A 16,740-nucleotide genomic window follows, 5' to 3' on the forward strand; every position below is an offset into this window, starting at 1 on the left:
TCAGGCGTGTCCGGCATATTGCTTCGCCACCCAGTCGATGAAGACGCGGACCCGGGGGCTGAGCTGGCGGTTGCGCGGATAGAGCACATGGACGGGCGAGGCGGCGGGGGGCGTGTCGGGCAGGCATTCCACCAGGGTGCCGGCCGCCAGTTCGCGCGCGACGGCGTAGCGCGGCACCTGGATCAGCCCCAGCCCCTGTATCGCGGCTTCCTTGTAGGTGTCGGCGCCGTTGACCGTCAGTAGCGACGGCAGCATCACCGTGCGGCGTGTGTCCCGCACCATGAATTCCAGTGGCAGCACGCCGCCGGTGGCGGAGGAATGGAAGCCGACCATGCGGTGCCCGTCCAGCCCGTCCCATCGTTCCGGCGTGCCGAACCGGTCCAGATAGTCGGGTGAGGCGATTGTCGTTTCGGGCAGCAGCGCGATGCGCCGGGCGATCAGGTCGCTGTCCTTCGGCGTGCCGGTGCGCAATGCGCAATCGACGCCTTCGCCGACCAGGTCGATGAAACGGTCGGTCTCGCTCAGCGAGAGCGTGATGTCGGGATATTCGGCGAAGAAGCGGGGCAGGGCGGGTATGATGAGGCGCCGTGCCTGCGCGCCCTGGACATCGACGCGCAGCATCCCGCGCGGCCGGGTGTCGCTGAAGGCGTTTTCGGCCTCTTCGATCTCTTCGAGGATGGTCAGGCAGCGCCGGTAATAGGCCTCGCCATCCAGGGTTGCGCGGACCTGCCGCGTCGTGCGGTGCAGCAGCCGGACCTTCAGCCGGGCCTCCAGCGCCTTGACGGCATCGGTCACGGTCGAGGCGGGCAGGGCGAGATCTTCCGCCGCGCGGATGAAGCTGCGCCGTTCCACCACCCTTGCGAACACCCGCATGGTGTCGATGCGATCCATTATTCGCCTCCGCCGGATAGTGAACGCGAATATTGGCCGATTATGGGGGCGGGAGAAAGCGGCATCCTGAGATCCTCGGAAGCGATCGGATCATGAAAGGATCGGCACCATGACGACGAACGGCACGAAGATTGCCCTGATCACCGGCGCCAGCCGCGGGCTGGGGCGCAGCATGGCGATCGCGCTGGCCCGCAAGGGCGTGGACGTGATCGGTACCTATCACAGCAACAGGGATGAGGCCGATGCCACGGTGGCCTCCATTGCCGGGCTGGGGCGTCGGGCGGTGATGTTCCGCCTCGATACGGGCGATGCGGGCGGTTTTGCCGCCTTCGCGGTGGAGGTGAGGCAGGCGCTGTCGGCGATATGGGGCCGCGACAGGTTCGATTTCCTGGTCAACAATGCCGGTATCGGCATCCATGCGTCCTTCGCCGAAACGACGGAGGCCGATTTCGACCGGCTGATGAACGTTCATCTCAAGGGGGTGTTCTTCCTGACTCAGGCGATGCTGACGCTGATTGAAGATGGCGGCCGGATCGTGAACCTGTCCAGCGGTCTGGCCCGGTTCAGCCTGCCGGGATACGCGGCCTATGCCGCGATGAAGGGTGGGGTCGAGGTGCTGACCCGCTACCTGGCGAAGGAGCTTGGCCCGCGCGGCATCGCGGTCAACACGGTGGCGCCGGGCGCGATCGAGACCGATTTCGGCGGCGGCGCGGTGCGCGACAACCAGCAGGTCAACGCCTTCGTCGCCAGCGTGACGGCGCTGGGCCGGCCCGGCCGGCCGGAGGATATCGGCCCGGCGGTGGCATCGCTGCTGATGGAGGAGAATCGCTGGATCAACGCGCAGCGGATCGAGATTTCGGGCGGCATGTTCGTCTAGAGGCCGCGGCCTCCCGCCTTTACCCGGCCGTGCGTTCCGTGGCGAAGCGGATGCCCAGCGCCATGAAGGCGAGGCCCGAGGCGCGGTCGATCCAGTGGCGCAGCCGCAGGAAGGCGCGGGAGACGTGGCGCAGGCTCAGCACCGTGGCGACCAGCGAGAACCAGGCCACGGCGATGACGAACATCGTGCCCACGCAGGTCAGGCCCAGGCCGATGGAGGCATGCTGCGGCAGGGCGGCGGCGAAGAGGCTGGAGACGAAGATGGGCGCCTTGGGGTTGGCGAGGTTGGTCAGCAGCCCCATGCGGAAGGCGCGGGTCGTCGCGAAGGCGGGATTGGCGGGCTGGCCTTCGGCGGGGGCGTGCTTCCAGCTTCCGGCGAACAGCCGGGCGCCCTGGATGAACAGGTACAGGCCGCCGCCGACCTTCAGGAGCGTGTAGAGCCAGGGCGATGCGATGAACAGCGCACGGATGCCGAAGAAGCCCGCAAGCCCCCATGCGGCGACGCCGGTCGCGATGCCCAGCGTGGCGCGGAGTGCGGCCATGCGGCCCTTCATCATGGCCAGGCGGGTGACCAGCAGGAAGTCGAGGCCGGGGACGATCATGGCGACCAGCCAGAAGGCGGAGATGGCGCCGATGACCGAGACATCCTGTGCGAGGTTCATGATACGTCCTTCTTCGTTCGGCAGGCGCCTGGGGCAGGTGGATCGTTGCTATTTCACGACAGGTGCGCAGGCGATGCAATCGCCGGACCGGGCGGGCGGTCCGATTGTCCGCGCGCGGCATCCTCATTTTGGGTCTGGATGTTATATATTTTTTGAATGGAACGATTTGGAAAGGACTGAGCCTGCCCTTGAAAATCGTGGGAGATCAGGCGGATCGGCGACGGGGTCTCCTGAGAGTGTGTTCCAAATATCATAAAATTATCGTGTTATATCAATTGATTGGTTTGTTGGCGCTCCGGCGGCACGGCGATTGTGATAAAAATGTCATACATTCCGAATTCGTTATGGGTGGTTATGATTTTGTATTGAATTAAGGTCGGTTTCCGTCTCCTGATGTAGCGGTAAAGTAACGACGTTCGCGGGAGCACGTTAAGTCTATGACCCTGAGGCGAAGCCTTATCGCGGCCACGATTCTTGCCATTCAGTTCGACGTCGCCGCTGCGGTGGCGCAAACGGCTACGACGTCCGGGACGTCGACGGCCACTCATCGCCACACGGCGAAGGCCAAGAAGGGGGTCAGTGCGCCTGCCCGCTCCACCGCGAAGGTGAAGGCGACGGTGGCGCCGGCTGTCGCAGCCCCGACCGCGCGGGTCGCTCCGGTTCTCGAGCCCGTCTATCATGCACCGCCTGATTCGGGCGAAGCCGTGATCGTGACCGGCACCCATGACACCCATCGCCATGCGCGCCAGAGCTCCTCGCCGATCTCGGTCGTCACGGCGGCGACGCTGACCCGTTCGGGCCAGATGAACCTGTCGGACGCGCTGACCAAGACCTATGCGTCGATCAACGTGGTCGCCATGGCCGCGGATTCCGCGGCGCTGACGCAGTCCATCCAGATGCGTGGCCTGGGCCCCAACGAAGTGCTGGTGCTGGTCGACGGCAAGCGCCGTCACTCGACCGCGAACATCGTTGCCGATGCCGGCCCGCAGTTCGGCTCGACCGGCGCGGACCTGAACACGCTGCCGTCGAACATGATCGACCATATCGAAGTGCTGGAAGACGGCGCGGCGGCCATGTATGGCTCGGACGCCATCGCCGGCGTGGTCAACATCATCACCAAGAAGCAGGATCACGGCTATAATTTGAGCGCCACGACCGGCGCGAACGCCTATAGCGGCCAGGCGTGGCAGTACCAGGTCAATGGCGATGCCGGCTTCAAGTGGGGCAATGACGGCTTCCTGCACCTCAGCGGTCAGGTCTATCACACCGACTTCTTCGTGGCGCCGTCGACCGATCATCGCCTGCTGCCGCTGAGCGCCGCGCCGGTGGGGGCCTATACGGGCGCCAACTATACCGGCCCGCTGAACGTGCCCACCGATTCCAACCACATCATGGGCCGCCCCGAGGAAACCCGTGAGAATTTCGGGATGGACTGGGGCAAGGACATCATCGGCGACCGGTTGCAGTTCTACGGCAACCTGACCTATGCGCACCGTCATGGCGAGGCGTACGAGAACTATCGTATCCCGACCCGCGCGCCGTCGATCTACCCGTCGGGCTTCTCGCCGCGCGAGACGAACGAGGAAAACGACTACGCCGTGACCATGGGCCTGAAGGGCGCCGAGCTGTTCGGCGACTGGGACTGGGACGCCAGCTCGACCTACGGCGCCGACGGCACGAAGATCGGCAACAAGAATACCGCGAATACCGGTATGCTGGCCGCGACCTGCTCGACCAATCCGAGCAGCGCCTATTATTCCTCGGAAGGGTGCGGTTACTCGCCGACCTCGACGCTGGCGGAAACGTACCGCCTGGCGCAGTGGACGAACAACCTGGATTTCCGCCGTCATTTCAACATTGGCAACGTCGTTCCGATGACGCTGGCGGTGGGTGGCGAGCACCGTATGGAAACCTACCAGATCAAGCCGGGCAATCCGAACTCCTATGAGCTGGGCGGCACGCAGGGCTATGCCGGCCTTGGCCCGCAGAGCTCCGGCAACTGGAACCGCAACATCTTCGCCGCCTATATCGACGGTGATTTCCGCCTGACCAAGCATTGGGACCTGGATTTCGCCGGCCGGTTCGAGCACTACACCGACGTGGGCAACACCCAGAACGGCAAGATCTCGACCCGCTACGATTTCTCGCGTCGCATCGCGATCCGCGGCACGATCAGCACCGGCTTCCGTGCGCCGACGCTGGCCGAGCAGCATTACAGCGCGATGAATGTCGGCCCCTCCAGCGCCTCGGGCCTGCTGGCGGTGGATTCGCCGGCGGCGCGTGCGCTGGGTGCCCAGCCGCTGAAGCCCGAGCAGTCGGTCAGCGCGTCGGGCGGTATCGTTCTTGAGCCCGTCAATGGCTTCCATGTCGAGGCCGACGTCTACCAGATCAACCTGCGCAACCGTATCGTCGGCGGTGGTACCGTTAACGGACCGTTGGCGGTGCAGGCGATCCAGGCGATGGGTTATACGCTGGCTGGTCCAGCGCTGGATGACCAGAATCAGGACAGCGCCTATTACCTGACCAACGGTGCCAGCACCCGCACGCAGGGCCTGGACATCAAGGCGGATTATGCGTTCCACCTGCATCAGTATGGCAATCTCGATCTGAGCATGGCGCTGGACCTGAACCGGACGCGCCTGCATCATAACGGTATCGCCCCGAACGGATCGGAGATCCTGAACGCGCAGAATATCGGCTACATCACCACGGCCTATCCGCGCAGCAAGATCATCCTGAATGCCTACTACAAGGTGGGCAAGCTGGACGTGAACGTTCGCCAGACCCGTTATGGCCAGACGACCGACATGATGCAGTACGCGGATTGGTCGAATTCCAACATCATGTGTTCGGATGGTCAGTCGATCCAGTATTCGAACACCTGCTTCAAGGAGTTCAAGAACACGCCGCGCTGGCTGACGGATATCGAAATCGGGTATCAGTTCACCGATCACCTGCACTTCGCCGTCGGCGCCAACAACGTCTTCAACGTGCGTCCCCGCCGGGTCTCGCAGGACGTCAATTCCTACGGTGCCCAGATCTACGACCAGTTCTCGCTGCAGGTGCCGATCACCGGCGGCTACTACTATGGCCGTCTGAACGCCACGTTCTGACGAAAACGGCATGGATACCGGAAGCGATTTCGGTATCCATCCTCGTTCTGGAATTCATGCCGCGTATGCGGCATTTTTTGTTTCAGGCGCTTTTGAAAATATAGCCTGCGGCATGGCCCGCGTATCTCCTTCGCGCTTGTGGCGGCCGGCAGGCCGTGCCGCCGCTGCGATGCGCAGGACCATATGCCGGTGCCGGCTATGGCATTTTCAGGATGGCCTCCCCAGACAAGAGAAGGATGACCAATGACCGGAGAATCCGGCTTTCAGGCACAGACGCGCCGTCAGCTTCTGACAAAAATCGGGATTCTGGCCGGAAGTGCCGGGCTCTATCAGGCGATGACCAGCATGGGTCATGCGATGGGCACGGATTTCAAGGGGCCGCCGAAACTGTCGGGCGCGAAGCCGGGCACGCGTGTCGTGGTGCTGGGGGCCGGTCTGGCGGGATTGCTGGCCGCGTATGAATTGCGGCAGGCGGGCTATGCGGTTCGGCTGCTGGAATTCCAGAACCGGGCGGGCGGACGCAATATCTCGCTGCGCGGTGGCGATACCGTGACGGAACTGGGCGGCGCCACGCAGACGGTCGGCTTTTCTCCTGGCAATTATATCAATCCGGGGCCTTGGCGCATTCCGTACCATCATCAGGGGCTGCTTTATTACTGCCGGAAGTTCGGCGTGGCGCTGGAGCCGTTCATTCAGCTCAACCACAATGCCTGGCTGCATTCCTCGCAGGCTTACGGCGGCAGGCGTCTGCGCTATCGGGAATTCGCGGCGGATTTCTCGGGCTATACCGCGGAGCTGCTGACCAAGGCGATCAACCAGCACCGGCTGGATGATATCGTGACGCCCGAGGAGCGGGCGCATGTGCTCTCCTCCGTCGCGACCTGGGCCAATCTGGACGATGACGGCGTGTGGCGTGCCGGTGCGCGGTCGTCGCAGCACCGGGGATATGACAAGGCGCGCGGAGCCGGTATGGATGGGGCGCCGACCTTCTCGACCCCGGCGCCGCGTGCCGAGGTGATGGCGTCCGGTCTGGCGCAGTGGCTGGCCTTTCCCGAACAGCTCGACATGCAGACGACGATGTTCCAGCCCGTGGGCGGGATGGACAATATCGGCAAGGGCTTTGCACGGCAGGTCCGGGACCTGATCACGCTGGGCTGCATGGTCACCGCCATCCATCAGGACGAGCATGGGGTGAAGATCCTCTATGATGACGTCGCGCATGGTGGTGCCGCGCGGGTGGAAGAGGCCGATTACTGCGTCTGCACGATTCCGCTGCCGGTGCTGTCGCAGCTTGACGTGCAGGTCAGCGACAGGATGAAGGCGGCGATCGCGGCGGTGCCGTATGCGTCGTCGGTCAAGCTGGGCATGGAGTTCAAGCGGCGCTTCTGGGAGGAGGACGACCAGATCTATGGCGGGATCAGCTTTACCGACCAGCCGATCGGCCAGATTGCCTATCCCAGCCACGGCACGTTCTCGCCGGGGCCGGCGGTTCTGCTGGGTGGTTATATGTTCGGCCCGGCGGCGATGGATTTCACGACCATGAGCCCGGCACAGCGGATCGAGGAGGGGCTGAGGCAGGGACAGGCGCTGCACCCCGATTACCGCCAGGAGTTCCGCAACGGTGTGGCGGTGGCGTGGAGCCGCATGCCCTGGACCCTGGGCTGCTGTTCCATGTGGTCGGAGCAGGCGCGCAAGACGCATTACAAGACGCTGGTGGCGATGGAGAACCGGCTGGTGCTGGCCGGCGAGCATGCGTCCTATGTCGGTTGCTGGCAGGAGGGGGCGATCCTGTCGTCGCTCGCCGCCGTCGAGCAGGTTCACAAGCGGGCGCAGGGAGCGGGCTGATGCGGGGCGTTTCTCTTTCTTTCCTGCTCCTGGCAGGGATGAGTCTGTCCGGTGCGCCGGCGCGGGCCGATACGGCGGGGGGTGTGCCCAGCACCATGACCCGGCTGGATAATGGCGATCTGGTCTATCATCATATCTGCGCCGCCTGTCATATGGCCGACGGCAAGGGGGCGCGCGGTGCCGGGGCGAAATACCCGGCGCTGGCCGGGGACCCGAAACTGGCGATCGCCGCCTATCCGACCATGATGGTGCTGAACGGCCATGGCGGCATGCCGTGGTTCGCGGGCATCCTGACCGACAGGCAGATTGCGGATGTCGTGACCTATATCCGCAGCCATCTGGGCAATCGCTGGATGGACCCGGTGACGCCGGAGCAGGTGCGCGAAATGCGCCAGCCGATCACGCTGGAGGAATAATGGTGCCATTCCGGCGGGGATTTTCCTCGCCGGAATGCTTCCCTACCGCCGGCCGGCCCTGGCTGTTAAGGTCGGAACATGCAATCGATCACCCTCTATATCGGGGCGGGGATGATCCTGTTTTCATCCCATCGCGTGCAGAGCCTGCGTCTTCTTTTTCAAAGAAGAACAGAAGCGCCTGCCTTTTCAATTTTCGTGGATATTCACCACCCGGATGGCCCCCACCCCCTCGGGGAGGGGCCGTGCGGCGCGGCCGGAGAAAAGGCGCCAGAGCAGGTGGGCCACGGCCATCACGGCCGGGCCGATGAACAGGCCGGGCAGGCCGCAGCTTTCCAGCCCGCCGAGAATGCCGAGCAGCACCCACATGAACGGCAGCCTGATCGATCCGCCGATCAGGGCCGGGCGGATGAAATGATCGGCCAGGAACAGCACGACCGTGCCGAACAGGCCCACGCCGATGGCGGCCGCCAGGCTGCTGCCCTTGATGAGGATGGCCAGCACGCACAGGGCCAGTGCGAAACCGCCTACCATCGGGATCATGCAGGCCAGCGCGGTGAAGATGCCCAGCAGCAGCGGCTGCGGTGCCCCGGCGAGCACGTAGGAGAGGCCGATCAGCACGCCTTCGCCGAGTCCGACCAGCACCAGGCCGGCCAGCGCGCCGCGTACGGCGCCGACGACCTGGCGCTGGACCATGCCGCCCCGCGCGCCCAGCAGGCGCCAGACCAGCAGGTCGATCCGGGTGACGAGCGGCTGGCCCACCCGCAGGAAGAAGAAGAGGATCAGCAGGGCGAAGCCCATGATGACCAGCCCGTTGGCCAGGTCGTGCCCCAGTTGTTCCACCGTTGCGAGGGCATGTTCCGGCCGGAGGCGGTCCATCAGCTCATGCACGCTGTCGGCGGTCGCCAGGTTGGTCTGCCACCAATGCTGGGCCTGTGCGCGGCCCCAGGGCAGGCGGTCGAGCCATGCCGGGGCGGGGATGCCCTGTTCGGTGGCCTGCCGGACCCATTGCGCGCCTTGCCTGGCCTCGCCGGCGGCGGCCGAGATCAGCAGGGCGGAGGGTATGATGAAGACCAGCGCGATTCCGAGGACGATGGCGGCCGGTGCCATCGTGGCGGCGTGGGGCGACGGCCATTTCCGCCGCAGCCTCGTCAGCAGCGGCCAGCAGACGATGGCGAGCACGCCGCCCCAGAACAGGGCGGAGCGGAAACGCCCGAGGATGAACAGGGTGAGTATGATCACGCCGAATGTCAGCGCGCCCTGGGCCCAGCATTGCAGCGTCGTGCGTGGCCCACCGGGTAATGTGGCGGTGGGGCGGGGGGCGCCATGCTTGGCGGGGTGGACGAAGGAATGCGGGGGCACGGGCATGCGGGCTCGATTCAAGGGGCTGTGTCAATGGTTTGCCGGCTGGTGGCGCGAACAGTGATAACGGTGCCGGGTGCCTGGCGTTGCAGCCCGAGGGGTGGGTTGCGGCCGGCGCGAGGCTCCCGGGGGGGCGCCCTGTGAGGGACGGGATGATTCGATTTCAGTACGAAATCCGTCCGTCATGCAAGGCCGCCATACGCCCGTTCAGGGGCACCCGCCCTTAAAATGCCGCATGCGCACCCTATATGGATGAGCCAAGCCGTTCCGGCCCGTTGCCGGGGCACCTTGAGCAGGAGGATCGTCATGTCGGTTTCATCCGCCGAGGGAAAAGCAGCCTCCGTGTCGCCCGTGTCCAACGCGGGGCGGTCCGATGGGGTCGCGCTGACGCCGGCACAGATTCATGCCGCCCATCGCAGCGCGCTGCGGCAGGCGGGCAGGCGGCTGCGCACCCGGTCCGGTCGGGGGGAAGAGCCCGGCGCCACGGCCCGGCCCCGCGCGCCGGCGCCCGAGAGGGCGGGGAGTGCTTCAGGCAGGGCCTGATCCGACGGAGCCTGACCGAAAATGCGCGCTGGCGGCGATCCAGCGCGCGTTGCCTGTGCTTCGGTGCTCATGGCCATCAAGGCCACTCCGCTCCGATGCTCGGCAACACACGCCGGGCGCGGCCCTCTGGGCCGCTCTCGCGCGCCAGCCCGCATTTTCGGTCAGGTTCTCGGGCGCCCGACCGGATCAGCCGTCGACGGCGCGGCGGCCGAGAGCGGGGTCGTCGGTGAAGAAGCCGTCCAGGCCCAGATCCAGATAGCGCCGGATTTCGGCGATCGAGCCTTCGGGGTTGCGGGCGTCGTCGCCCGCGTCGTTGCGGAGCTGGCGGGGCAGGAAACGGTTTTCGGGCCGGCAGGTATAGGAATGGACCAGCAGGCCGGCGGCGTGGGCGTCGTCGATCAGGCTGGTCGGTGCCTGCCATGCGCCCGAGGCGTCGCGCGGGATCAGGTCGGTATTGGACGGGCCGATGGCGTCGGCGTAGGCCCGGACCTGGCGCAGGCCGTCCGGTGTCATCAGGTCGCCGAAGGTTGTGCGCGCGCCGGCCGCCACGAGGTCGGGCACGCGTTCGGTCCGCTCGCCCATCAGGAACATCAGCCGGGCCTGAGGGTTGATGGCCTGCACGCGCCCATGCAGCATCTTCAGGTTGGTGGTCTCGAAGGACTGGACCTCCAGCGGGGCGTAGCGCGTGTACTCGTGCGCCGCGATCACGCGCAGGAAGGTTTCCTCCGGCGTGTGGCCGAGTGCGTGGAAATGGGTCGAATTCTTGATTTCGGGGATCAGGCCGATCGTCCGGCCGCGCGCGGCGGCTTCGGCGGCGACGAAATCGATCACCTCCTCGAAGGTCGGGATGTCGAAATGCCCGTCATAGCGGGTGTTCTGCGCGCGGATGGTGGGCAGGCGCTCGCGGGCGCGCAGGGTCTTGAGTTCCGCCAGGGTGAAGTCGGTGGTGAACCAGCCGGTCTCTGCCTTGCCGTCGATCGTCAGCGTGCGGCGGCGGGAGGCGAATTCCGGGCGGGTCGCGATGTCCGTGGTGCCGGCGATGTTGCTTTCATGGCGGGCGACCAGCACGCCGTCGCGGGTCGGCACCAGATCGGGCTCGATATAATCCGCGCCGTCGGCGATCGCCTTGGCATAGGAGGCCAGCGTGTGTTCCGGTCGCAGGGCCGAGGCCCCGCGATGGGCGAACACCAGCGGCCGGGGCGCGAGCGATGCCGCCGCCCGGGCGCGCGATGCGCCCCCCAGGATCGTGGCACCCGCCATGAGGGAGAGGGTGTTTCTGCGTGTCAGCACGTGGGAAGCCTCAGAACTGGGCGCTCAAGGTCAGGAAATACATGCGCGGGGCGATCGGGAAGGCGGTATACTGGCTCGAAGCGTTGGAGGTGTTCAAGGTCGACCAGCCACGCGTGTTCGTCAGGTTGGTGATGTTGCCCTGTACTTTCAGCCCGCGCACATGCGGGATGCCGTGGATGGTGTAACCGGCATTGAGGCTGAACAGCGCGTAGCTGCTGGCATGCAGGTCGTTGGTGAAGGTGGTGTAGCGCCGGCCGATCACGTCGCCGATGAACTGGGCGTTGAAGGCGCCCCAATCGGTCGAGGCCACGAATTTCTCGGTCCAGTCGGGAACGCCGGCGACATTCTTGCCCGCCGTGGGAACGATGGTGGTGCCGTTGGAATAATTGTCGTTATAGACGGATTTGTTGTACGACAGCGCGTTGTAGAACGAGAAATGCGGGCCGAACTGCGCGGTGAAGGAGAAATCCATGCCGTCGGTCGTGACCGAGCCGACATTGGTCAGGATGGTGGCGCTGCCGACGATCGAGGCCAGGTTGGGCGAGGACGAGACCGCCAGCAGGCGGTTCGAGAAATGGACGTGGTAATATTCGAGCTGCCCGCCGAGATGCGTCAGCGGCCCGAAGGAGAGGGCGCGGTTGGTCCGCAGGCCGGTCTCATAGGTCCAGGCGGTTTCGGGCTTGCCGTGCTCGCGGAAATTGTCGAACGCCTGCTGGCTGGTCACGCCCCAGGGCGTTGCGTTGCCATAGCCGGCATCCTGGAACGAACGCATGTTTTCCTGGATGTTCGCGAACCATTCCTCGTTCGGCGTGATGTTCCACAATGCGCCGAACGCGGGCAGGAACGGCCGGACGGCGGCGATGGTACCGCCGGGCACGGTGATCGCCGTCCTGGGTGACAGCGAGCCCGGCAGGCCCGCCACCGGCAGCGTGCCGTTGGTGTAGACCAGTTCGGACTTGAAGCCGGCATTCAGGGTGAAATGCTTCGAGACCTGCCAGGAATCCTGCAGGTGCGTGACCCAGTTATTGGTGTAGAAATAGTTGGTGTACTGGTGGATCAGCGGGTTCTGCTGCCGGTCGTAGGGCGTGGTGGGGTTGGTGGCCGAGAACGGGTACCAGCGCCGGGCCTGCGTGTTGTTGTTGCGCTCGTACCAGCCGCCCAGTTCGATATGGTGCCGGCCCAGGTGATAGCGCAGCGTCGAGAGCAGCCCGCCGCGATTGTCCCAATATTCGGTCGTGCGCGTCGCCATGCCGCTTCCGCCGAACACCTGCGAGAGCTGGGAGGCCGTGTTGTCGGGAAAATAGGCGCCGAACAGGGTCGGCAGGCCCGCCGCCGTGATCGGGCCGGCCACCACGCCCTCGCCGAGGTCATGATGGTAGTAGATCTGGTTGTCCCAATGCAGGTTCGACGAGAAATCGTGCGACCATGTGGCGTAGGCCAGGAAATCCTGGCGCTGGGCGGCCGAATAGTAGTTGCGGTAATTCAGGCCGGCTGCCTTGTAGGCCGCTGAATTGTTGTAATAATTGATGGCTTCCTGAAGGTTCGGATACATGAACGGGCGCTTGTAGAGCGAGCCGCCCGCGGGTTCGACGATACCGTCCTCGTTCGGTTCGATCTTGTCCGACCAGTCGAAGAAGGCGGTCATCCGGTCATGGTCGCCCTGGTGGACGAACTTGGCGTTGACCTGGTTGCCGCCCTGATGGCCGGCGAAATCCCATGCCCGCGCATCCTGCCGCGCCCAGGCCACATAGGCCGCATTGCCGTTGCCGAAATCGCCGGTGTCGATGCGGGCGAAGGTGCGGAAGGTCGACCAGCTTCCGAAGGTCTGCGCCAGTTGGCCGCCGGCGCGATGGGCCGGGTCCTGCGTCTGGAATTGCAGGGTGCCGCCCAGATTGCTGGTCGAGGCCGTGCCCAGCGCGCCGGCGCCGGTGGCGACGGAAGCCGCGCCGATGATTTCGCTGATCGCGGCGCGCTGGGGGGTCAGGCCGTTGAAATTGCCGTAGGCCTGGTCGCCCAGCGGTACCCCGTCCAGCGTGAAGCCGAGCTGGTTCTGGTTGAAGCCGTGGATGAAGAGCGACGAATTCTGCTCGTTATTGCCCCAGGGATCGGCATTTTCGAACACCACGCCGGGCAGGATTTCCAGCGCCTTGACCGGGTTGATGCCGGGTAGGATGCGCTGCATCTCGACATGGCCGACGCTCTGTTCCGAACGGGTGCGGCGGGCGGTGGAGATGATCTGCTCGGCGGCCGGGGGGGCGGCTGGAGCGGCAGCCGGTTTCGCCGCGCGTGCCGCGCGTACCGGGTGGGTGACGGCCGGTGGCGCCGTGTCGGCCGGGGCGGCGTTGGCGGCCGAAAGGCCGGCACCCAGGGCCAGCAATGTGGTGCCGAGCAGCAGGCGGCGGCCATGCGTGGCGTGGACGGAACGGGAGGAAAATACATGGAAAGACATGGGCGGGGTCGCTGTTCTTTCGTCGCCGGTGTGGTTTCCCCCTTCATTGGCGCCTGATTGGCGGATTTTCATGTGAAGCTTTGAAGACGATGCAGCGCGGTCACACCGCAAAAATTAACGTTTCCGTGAAGGGAAAGCCGTTTGGGGCTGGACAATCTGCGGCCATACAATTAATGGGCATGGCAATTATTTTGATGAAAACGTAAGCGGCAGGCATGACCGACGGAAACAGGCCGCAGGCGACGGGTCTGCGCGCGCTCCTCAATATCGACGAATCCCCATTTCCCGGCATGTCCGTCACCTTTCGCGTCATGCGGCTGGGTGCGGTGTGGCGTACGCGGCTGGAGCGGGAGCTGAAGCCGACGGGAATGACCGTCGCGGGCTTCCGGCCCATGGTCTATCTGATGATGATGCAGGAGGGCACGTCGCAGCGGGAGCTGGCGGCGGCGCTGGATACCGATACGTCGGCGCTGGTGCGGGTGCTGGACCTGCTGGAGGCGGCCGGTCTGGTGGAGCGCCGGCCCGATTCCGTCGACCGGCGGGCCAACAACCTGTTCATCACCGATGCCGGGCGGCGCAAGTGCCGCGCGTTCCACGAGATCGGGGCGCGGGTGGAGGCCGAACTGACGGAGGGCCTGTCGGCCGGGGAGATCGTGGAACTGGTGGCGCGGCTGGAGCATGTGCTGGCCAATGCCGCGCGGCCGCCGGCCGCCGACATGCCCGCTGGCGGCGAGGCGGCGTGACGATCACTATCCCTTCACGCATGCTGCCGGCCTTCCTGGCCGGCGATGCGCAGTGGCGCGAGACGGTGGGGCGCGCGGCCTTCTGCGCGCGGACCTTCGCCGCGATCGGGCTGGCCCTGTCCTGCTCGTTCTTCTTCCAGCTCGAATCCCCGATGTCGTCGGTGACGACGGTGATGATCGTGGCCAATCCCACGGTCGGCGCGCTGATGGCCAAGAGCATGTGGCGCATCATCGGCACCCTGCTGGGGGCTACGATCAGCATCGCGCTGATGGCGGTCGTGGCGCAGTCGCCGGTACTGTACACGATGTTGCTGGCGGTGGCAGTGGCCTTCGCCTGCCTGGTCGCGACCTTCCTGCGGCTGTTCCGCGCCTATGCCGCCGTGCTGACGGGCTATACGATCGTGATCGTCGCGGCGCCGTCCTATGCCGATCCGGACGGTATCTTCCTCAGCGCCATGGCGCGGCTGTCGGCGGTGACGGTCGGCATCGTCGCGACGGCGGTGGTGTTCATGACCAGTTCGGTGCGCCGTCCCGACCGGATCATGACGCAGGTGGGGCAGATGGTGCGCGACGTGATCGCCTATGCCATGGAATTTCATCGCTTCCAGTATGCCGGCGGCCGTTCGCCGGACGCGCCGACGAAGGATGCGGTGGTGCTGGGCGGGTTCCGCACCCTGCCGTTGCCGCTGAACGACCGGCGGGGCGCGCTGCTGGCGCGGATCAACGGGCTGATGTCGTCGGTGGAATATGCGGCGGCCGATACGTACGAGATCTCGCGCCGGGTGAATGCGCTGCGGGTGGGGTTGAGCGGGCTGGCGGGCGTGGTCGCCACCTATCATCCGCTCTGGCACGACCTGGAGAACGACGCGGCGTCGATGCGCGGCCTGCACGCGCGCGTCGCGTCCCTGATGGAAGAGATCCTGGCGCTGACGGGGCAGATGGACTGGATGGACGATCCGCGCGCGGTGCTCTCCGTGCTGGGCAGCGCGCTGGACGCGCTGGCGGCGGCCGAGCGGGCGGAGCAGGACATCGCGATGCTGTCGGCGATCGACAATATGCGCGACGTGCTGGTGCAGGTCGATGCCGTGGTGCGGATGCTGGGGGCGCCGTCCATGCCGCGCCGGGTACGGCTGCGCTGGTTCCTGGACTGGCCGACGGCCCTGCGCAACGGCGCGCGCGGCGGGGTGATCGCGCTGCTGGCGGGGCTGCTGTGGTACGTGCTGCACTGGAGCGCCGGGCCGATGCTGATGCTGTATATCGTCGCGGCGTCCAGCCTGGTTGCGACCACGCCTTCGGCCTCGCGCTCCAGCGTGCTGATGGCGGCGGGCACCGCGCTGTCGGTGCCGGCGGGGATTGCGTGCCATATGCTGGTGCTGCCGCGCATCGACGGTTTTCCGCTGCTGTGGTTTGCGCTGTGCATGTTCCTGGCGCCGGGCATATGGTTGCAGTTCAGCCCGCGCTACGGGATCGGGGCGTTCGGCTATGGCGTGTTCTTCGCCGCGATGCTCGATGTGTCCAATCCCATGCATTACAACGATATCGCGCTGACCAATACGTGGCTGGCCTTTCTGGTGGCCAGTGCGCTGCTGGTACTGGGCTTTCGCGTCATCCTGCCGCCCGACGACCGGCTGGATGCGGCGCGGCTGGTGGGCTCGCTGTCGCGGGCGCTGCGGCGGCTGGCGCTGGTGCTGCCTGTGGCGCCCGAGAACTGGATCGTGTGGGAAGGATTGCAGATCCAGAAGATCTGGCGGCTGGCGATGCGCCTGTCGGTGGGCGTGATGCCGGCCGAGCGGCAGGCCTATACCGATGCCGCGCTGGGGGCGGTGTCGCTGGGGCGGCTGGTGGTGCGGGCGCGGCGGATCGCGGACCTGCCGGCGCTGGGCACCGCGGATGCCCAGGCCATGCGCGCCGCGCTGCGTGGCTTCGACGGTCTGCTGCGCGACCCCGAAGCGACGGCGCGCGGGCTGGTGGAGGCGGCGCAGGCGATCCTGGACCGTGCCGGCCCGGGCGAGGACGGGCTGGCGGCGCGGCGGGGAGTCGCCTGCCTGCGACAGGCGGCATATATCCTGCGGGCGGTGCCCGGTTTCTTCCATCGCCACGGCCCGCTGCAACTGTCGCCGGAGATGCCGGACGCGCATCGGCCGCTCGATGCGCCGGTGCCGGTCTATACGCCGCTGCTGGGTCGCGCGCGGCGTCAGCCCGGGTAATAAGCGGCATGCTGAGCGAATTCGACCTGCATGGCGTGTTCCTGGCGCCGCTCGCGGTCTATGCGCTGGCGGCGCTGGTGCCCAGCATCGCGATCCGCGCGGTGCTGGCATGGTGTGGAGGCATGCGCCTGTTCTGGCATGTCGCGCTGTTCGACCTGGCGCTGTATTTCTGCACGCTCTGCCTCCTGATCCGGTACGTCTGAAGTACCGGCAACGAAAAGATCCGAGCCCCCCGATGCCTCTTTTGCGTACCCTGATCCGTGTGGTCCTGACCCTGAGCGTCGTTGTGCTGGCGATCGTTCTGGGGGTGACCCTTTGGGACACGTATATGATTGCCCCATGGACG

At 65.9% G+C, this 16,740-nt stretch carries 13 protein-coding genes and 1 pseudogene; 9 read left to right on the top strand and 5 right to left on the bottom strand.

The genetic code is table 11. The annotated features are described in order from the left end of the window. Window positions 1-891 (bottom strand): LysR family transcriptional regulator, encoded by an 891-nt coding sequence (locus HLH36_RS16375; protein ID WP_182987382.1) that lies wholly within the window; start codon window positions 889-891, stop codon window positions 1-3. Window positions 892-1,000: 109 nt separating this feature from the next. Between HLH36_RS16375 and HLH36_RS16380 the strand changes: the two genes are divergently transcribed. Beyond that, entirely contained in the window at window positions 1,001-1,768 is a 768-nt protein-coding gene (locus HLH36_RS16380) for an SDR family NAD(P)-dependent oxidoreductase (RefSeq protein WP_182987383.1), read from the top strand. 19 nt (window positions 1,769-1,787) lie between these two features. Here the strand turns inward: HLH36_RS16380 and HLH36_RS16385 are convergent, their stop codons facing one another. Then, window positions 1,788-2,429 carry a LysE family transporter gene (locus HLH36_RS16385; protein WP_182987384.1) on the bottom strand — a complete coding sequence of 214 codons (642 nt, stop codon included), beginning with the start codon at window positions 2,427-2,429 and terminating at the stop codon, window positions 1,788-1,790. Window positions 2,430-2,866: 437 nt separating this feature from the next. On the opposite strand from HLH36_RS16385, the gene HLH36_RS16390 reads away from it, so the two are divergent. From HLH36_RS16390 to HLH36_RS16400, 3 genes are all read left to right on the top strand, one after another. Beyond that, window positions 2,867-5,542 carry a TonB-dependent receptor plug domain-containing protein gene (locus HLH36_RS16390; protein WP_182987385.1) on the top strand — a complete coding sequence of 892 codons (2,676 nt, stop codon included), beginning with the start codon at window positions 2,867-2,869 and terminating at the stop codon, window positions 5,540-5,542. A 243-nt stretch (window positions 5,543-5,785) separates the two neighbouring features. After that, window positions 5,786-7,387 (top strand): flavin monoamine oxidase family protein, encoded by a 1,602-nt coding sequence (locus HLH36_RS16395; RefSeq protein WP_246376967.1) that lies wholly within the window; start codon window positions 5,786-5,788, stop codon window positions 7,385-7,387. Next, complete coding sequence (locus HLH36_RS16400) at window positions 7,387-7,803, top strand: c-type cytochrome (protein WP_182987386.1); 417 nt, start codon at window positions 7,387-7,389, stop codon at window positions 7,801-7,803. The genes HLH36_RS16395 and HLH36_RS16400 overlap by 1 nt, the downstream gene beginning before the upstream one ends. A 186-nt stretch (window positions 7,804-7,989) precedes the next feature. Here HLH36_RS16400 and HLH36_RS16405 read toward each other — a convergent pair whose 3' ends face one another. Continuing rightward, window positions 7,990-9,168, bottom strand: coding sequence for an AI-2E family transporter (locus HLH36_RS16405; protein ID WP_182987387.1), 1,179 nt, complete (start codon window positions 9,166-9,168; stop codon window positions 7,990-7,992). 300 nt (window positions 9,169-9,468) lie between these two features. Between HLH36_RS16405 and HLH36_RS16410 the strand changes: the two genes are divergently transcribed. Beyond that, window positions 9,469-9,705 carry a hypothetical protein gene (locus HLH36_RS16410; protein WP_182967385.1) on the top strand — a complete coding sequence of 79 codons (237 nt, stop codon included), beginning with the start codon at window positions 9,469-9,471 and terminating at the stop codon, window positions 9,703-9,705. Window positions 9,706-9,891: 186 nt separating this feature from the next. On the opposite strand, the gene HLH36_RS16415 is transcribed toward HLH36_RS16410, so the two are convergent. After that, window positions 9,892-10,965: a glycerophosphodiester phosphodiesterase family protein gene (locus tag HLH36_RS16415; RefSeq protein ID WP_182987404.1), complete on the bottom strand. Its 1,074-nt coding sequence runs from the start codon at window positions 10,963-10,965 to the stop codon at window positions 9,892-9,894. Window positions 10,966-11,005: 40 nt separating this feature from the next. Next, on the bottom strand, window positions 11,006-13,444 hold the full coding sequence (locus HLH36_RS16420; RefSeq protein WP_246376969.1) for a TonB-dependent receptor: 2,439 nt from the start codon (window positions 13,442-13,444) through the stop codon (window positions 11,006-11,008). 215 nt (window positions 13,445-13,659) lie between these two features. Between HLH36_RS16420 and HLH36_RS16425 the strand changes: the two genes are divergently transcribed. The 4 genes and pseudogenes from HLH36_RS16425 to HLH36_RS16440 form a co-directional block, all read left to right on the top strand. Continuing rightward, window positions 13,660-14,187, top strand: a complete 528-nt coding sequence (locus HLH36_RS16425) for a MarR family winged helix-turn-helix transcriptional regulator (RefSeq protein ID WP_182987388.1) — start codon at window positions 13,660-13,662, stop codon at window positions 14,185-14,187. 20 nt (window positions 14,188-14,207) lie between these two features. Further along, a complete protein-coding gene (locus HLH36_RS16430; protein WP_182987406.1) occupies window positions 14,208-16,394 on the top strand; it encodes an FUSC family protein in 2,187 nt (728 codons plus the stop codon). Between the two features lie 8 nt (window positions 16,395-16,402). After that, a complete protein-coding gene (locus HLH36_RS16435; RefSeq protein ID WP_182987389.1) occupies window positions 16,403-16,597 on the top strand; it encodes a DUF1656 domain-containing protein in 195 nt (64 codons plus the stop codon). Between the two features lie 32 nt (window positions 16,598-16,629). Next, window positions 16,630-16,740 (top strand): annotated as a pseudogene (locus HLH36_RS16440) (efflux transporter periplasmic adaptor subunit); the annotation flags it as partial.

The organism is Gluconacetobacter aggeris (genome assembly GCF_014174395.1).
In the GTDB taxonomy this organism is placed as follows: domain Bacteria; phylum Pseudomonadota; class Alphaproteobacteria; order Acetobacterales; family Acetobacteraceae; genus Gluconacetobacter; species Gluconacetobacter aggeris.

Excerpts from the sequence above, each read along its gene's own strand:
- HLH36_RS16375 (WP_182987382.1), bottom strand. The coding sequence starts at position 891 with ATGGATCGCATCGACACCATGCGGGTGTTCGCAAGGGTGGTGGAACGG.
- HLH36_RS16380 (WP_182987383.1), top strand. The coding sequence starts at position 1,001 with ATGACGACGAACGGCACGAAGATTGCCCTGATCACCGGCGCCAGCCGC.
- HLH36_RS16385 (WP_182987384.1), bottom strand. The coding sequence starts at position 2,429 with ATGAACCTCGCACAGGATGTCTCGGTCATCGGCGCCATCTCCGCCTTC.
- HLH36_RS16390 (WP_182987385.1), top strand. The coding sequence starts at position 2,867 with ATGACCCTGAGGCGAAGCCTTATCGCGGCCACGATTCTTGCCATTCAG.
- HLH36_RS16395 (WP_246376967.1), top strand. The coding sequence starts at position 5,786 with ATGACCGGAGAATCCGGCTTTCAGGCACAGACGCGCCGTCAGCTTCTG.
- HLH36_RS16400 (WP_182987386.1), top strand. The coding sequence starts at position 7,387 with ATGCGGGGCGTTTCTCTTTCTTTCCTGCTCCTGGCAGGGATGAGTCTG.
- HLH36_RS16405 (WP_182987387.1), bottom strand. The coding sequence starts at position 9,168 with ATGCCCGTGCCCCCGCATTCCTTCGTCCACCCCGCCAAGCATGGCGCC.
- HLH36_RS16410 (WP_182967385.1), top strand. The coding sequence starts at position 9,469 with ATGTCGGTTTCATCCGCCGAGGGAAAAGCAGCCTCCGTGTCGCCCGTG.
- HLH36_RS16415 (WP_182987404.1), bottom strand. The coding sequence starts at position 10,965 with ATGGCGGGTGCCACGATCCTGGGGGGCGCATCGCGCGCCCGGGCGGCG.
- HLH36_RS16420 (WP_246376969.1), bottom strand. The coding sequence starts at position 13,444 with ATGTCTTTCCATGTATTTTCCTCCCGTTCCGTCCACGCCACGCATGGC.
- HLH36_RS16425 (WP_182987388.1), top strand. The coding sequence starts at position 13,660 with ATGACCGACGGAAACAGGCCGCAGGCGACGGGTCTGCGCGCGCTCCTC.
- HLH36_RS16430 (WP_182987406.1), top strand. The coding sequence starts at position 14,208 with ATGCTGCCGGCCTTCCTGGCCGGCGATGCGCAGTGGCGCGAGACGGTG.
- HLH36_RS16435 (WP_182987389.1), top strand. The coding sequence starts at position 16,403 with ATGCTGAGCGAATTCGACCTGCATGGCGTGTTCCTGGCGCCGCTCGCG.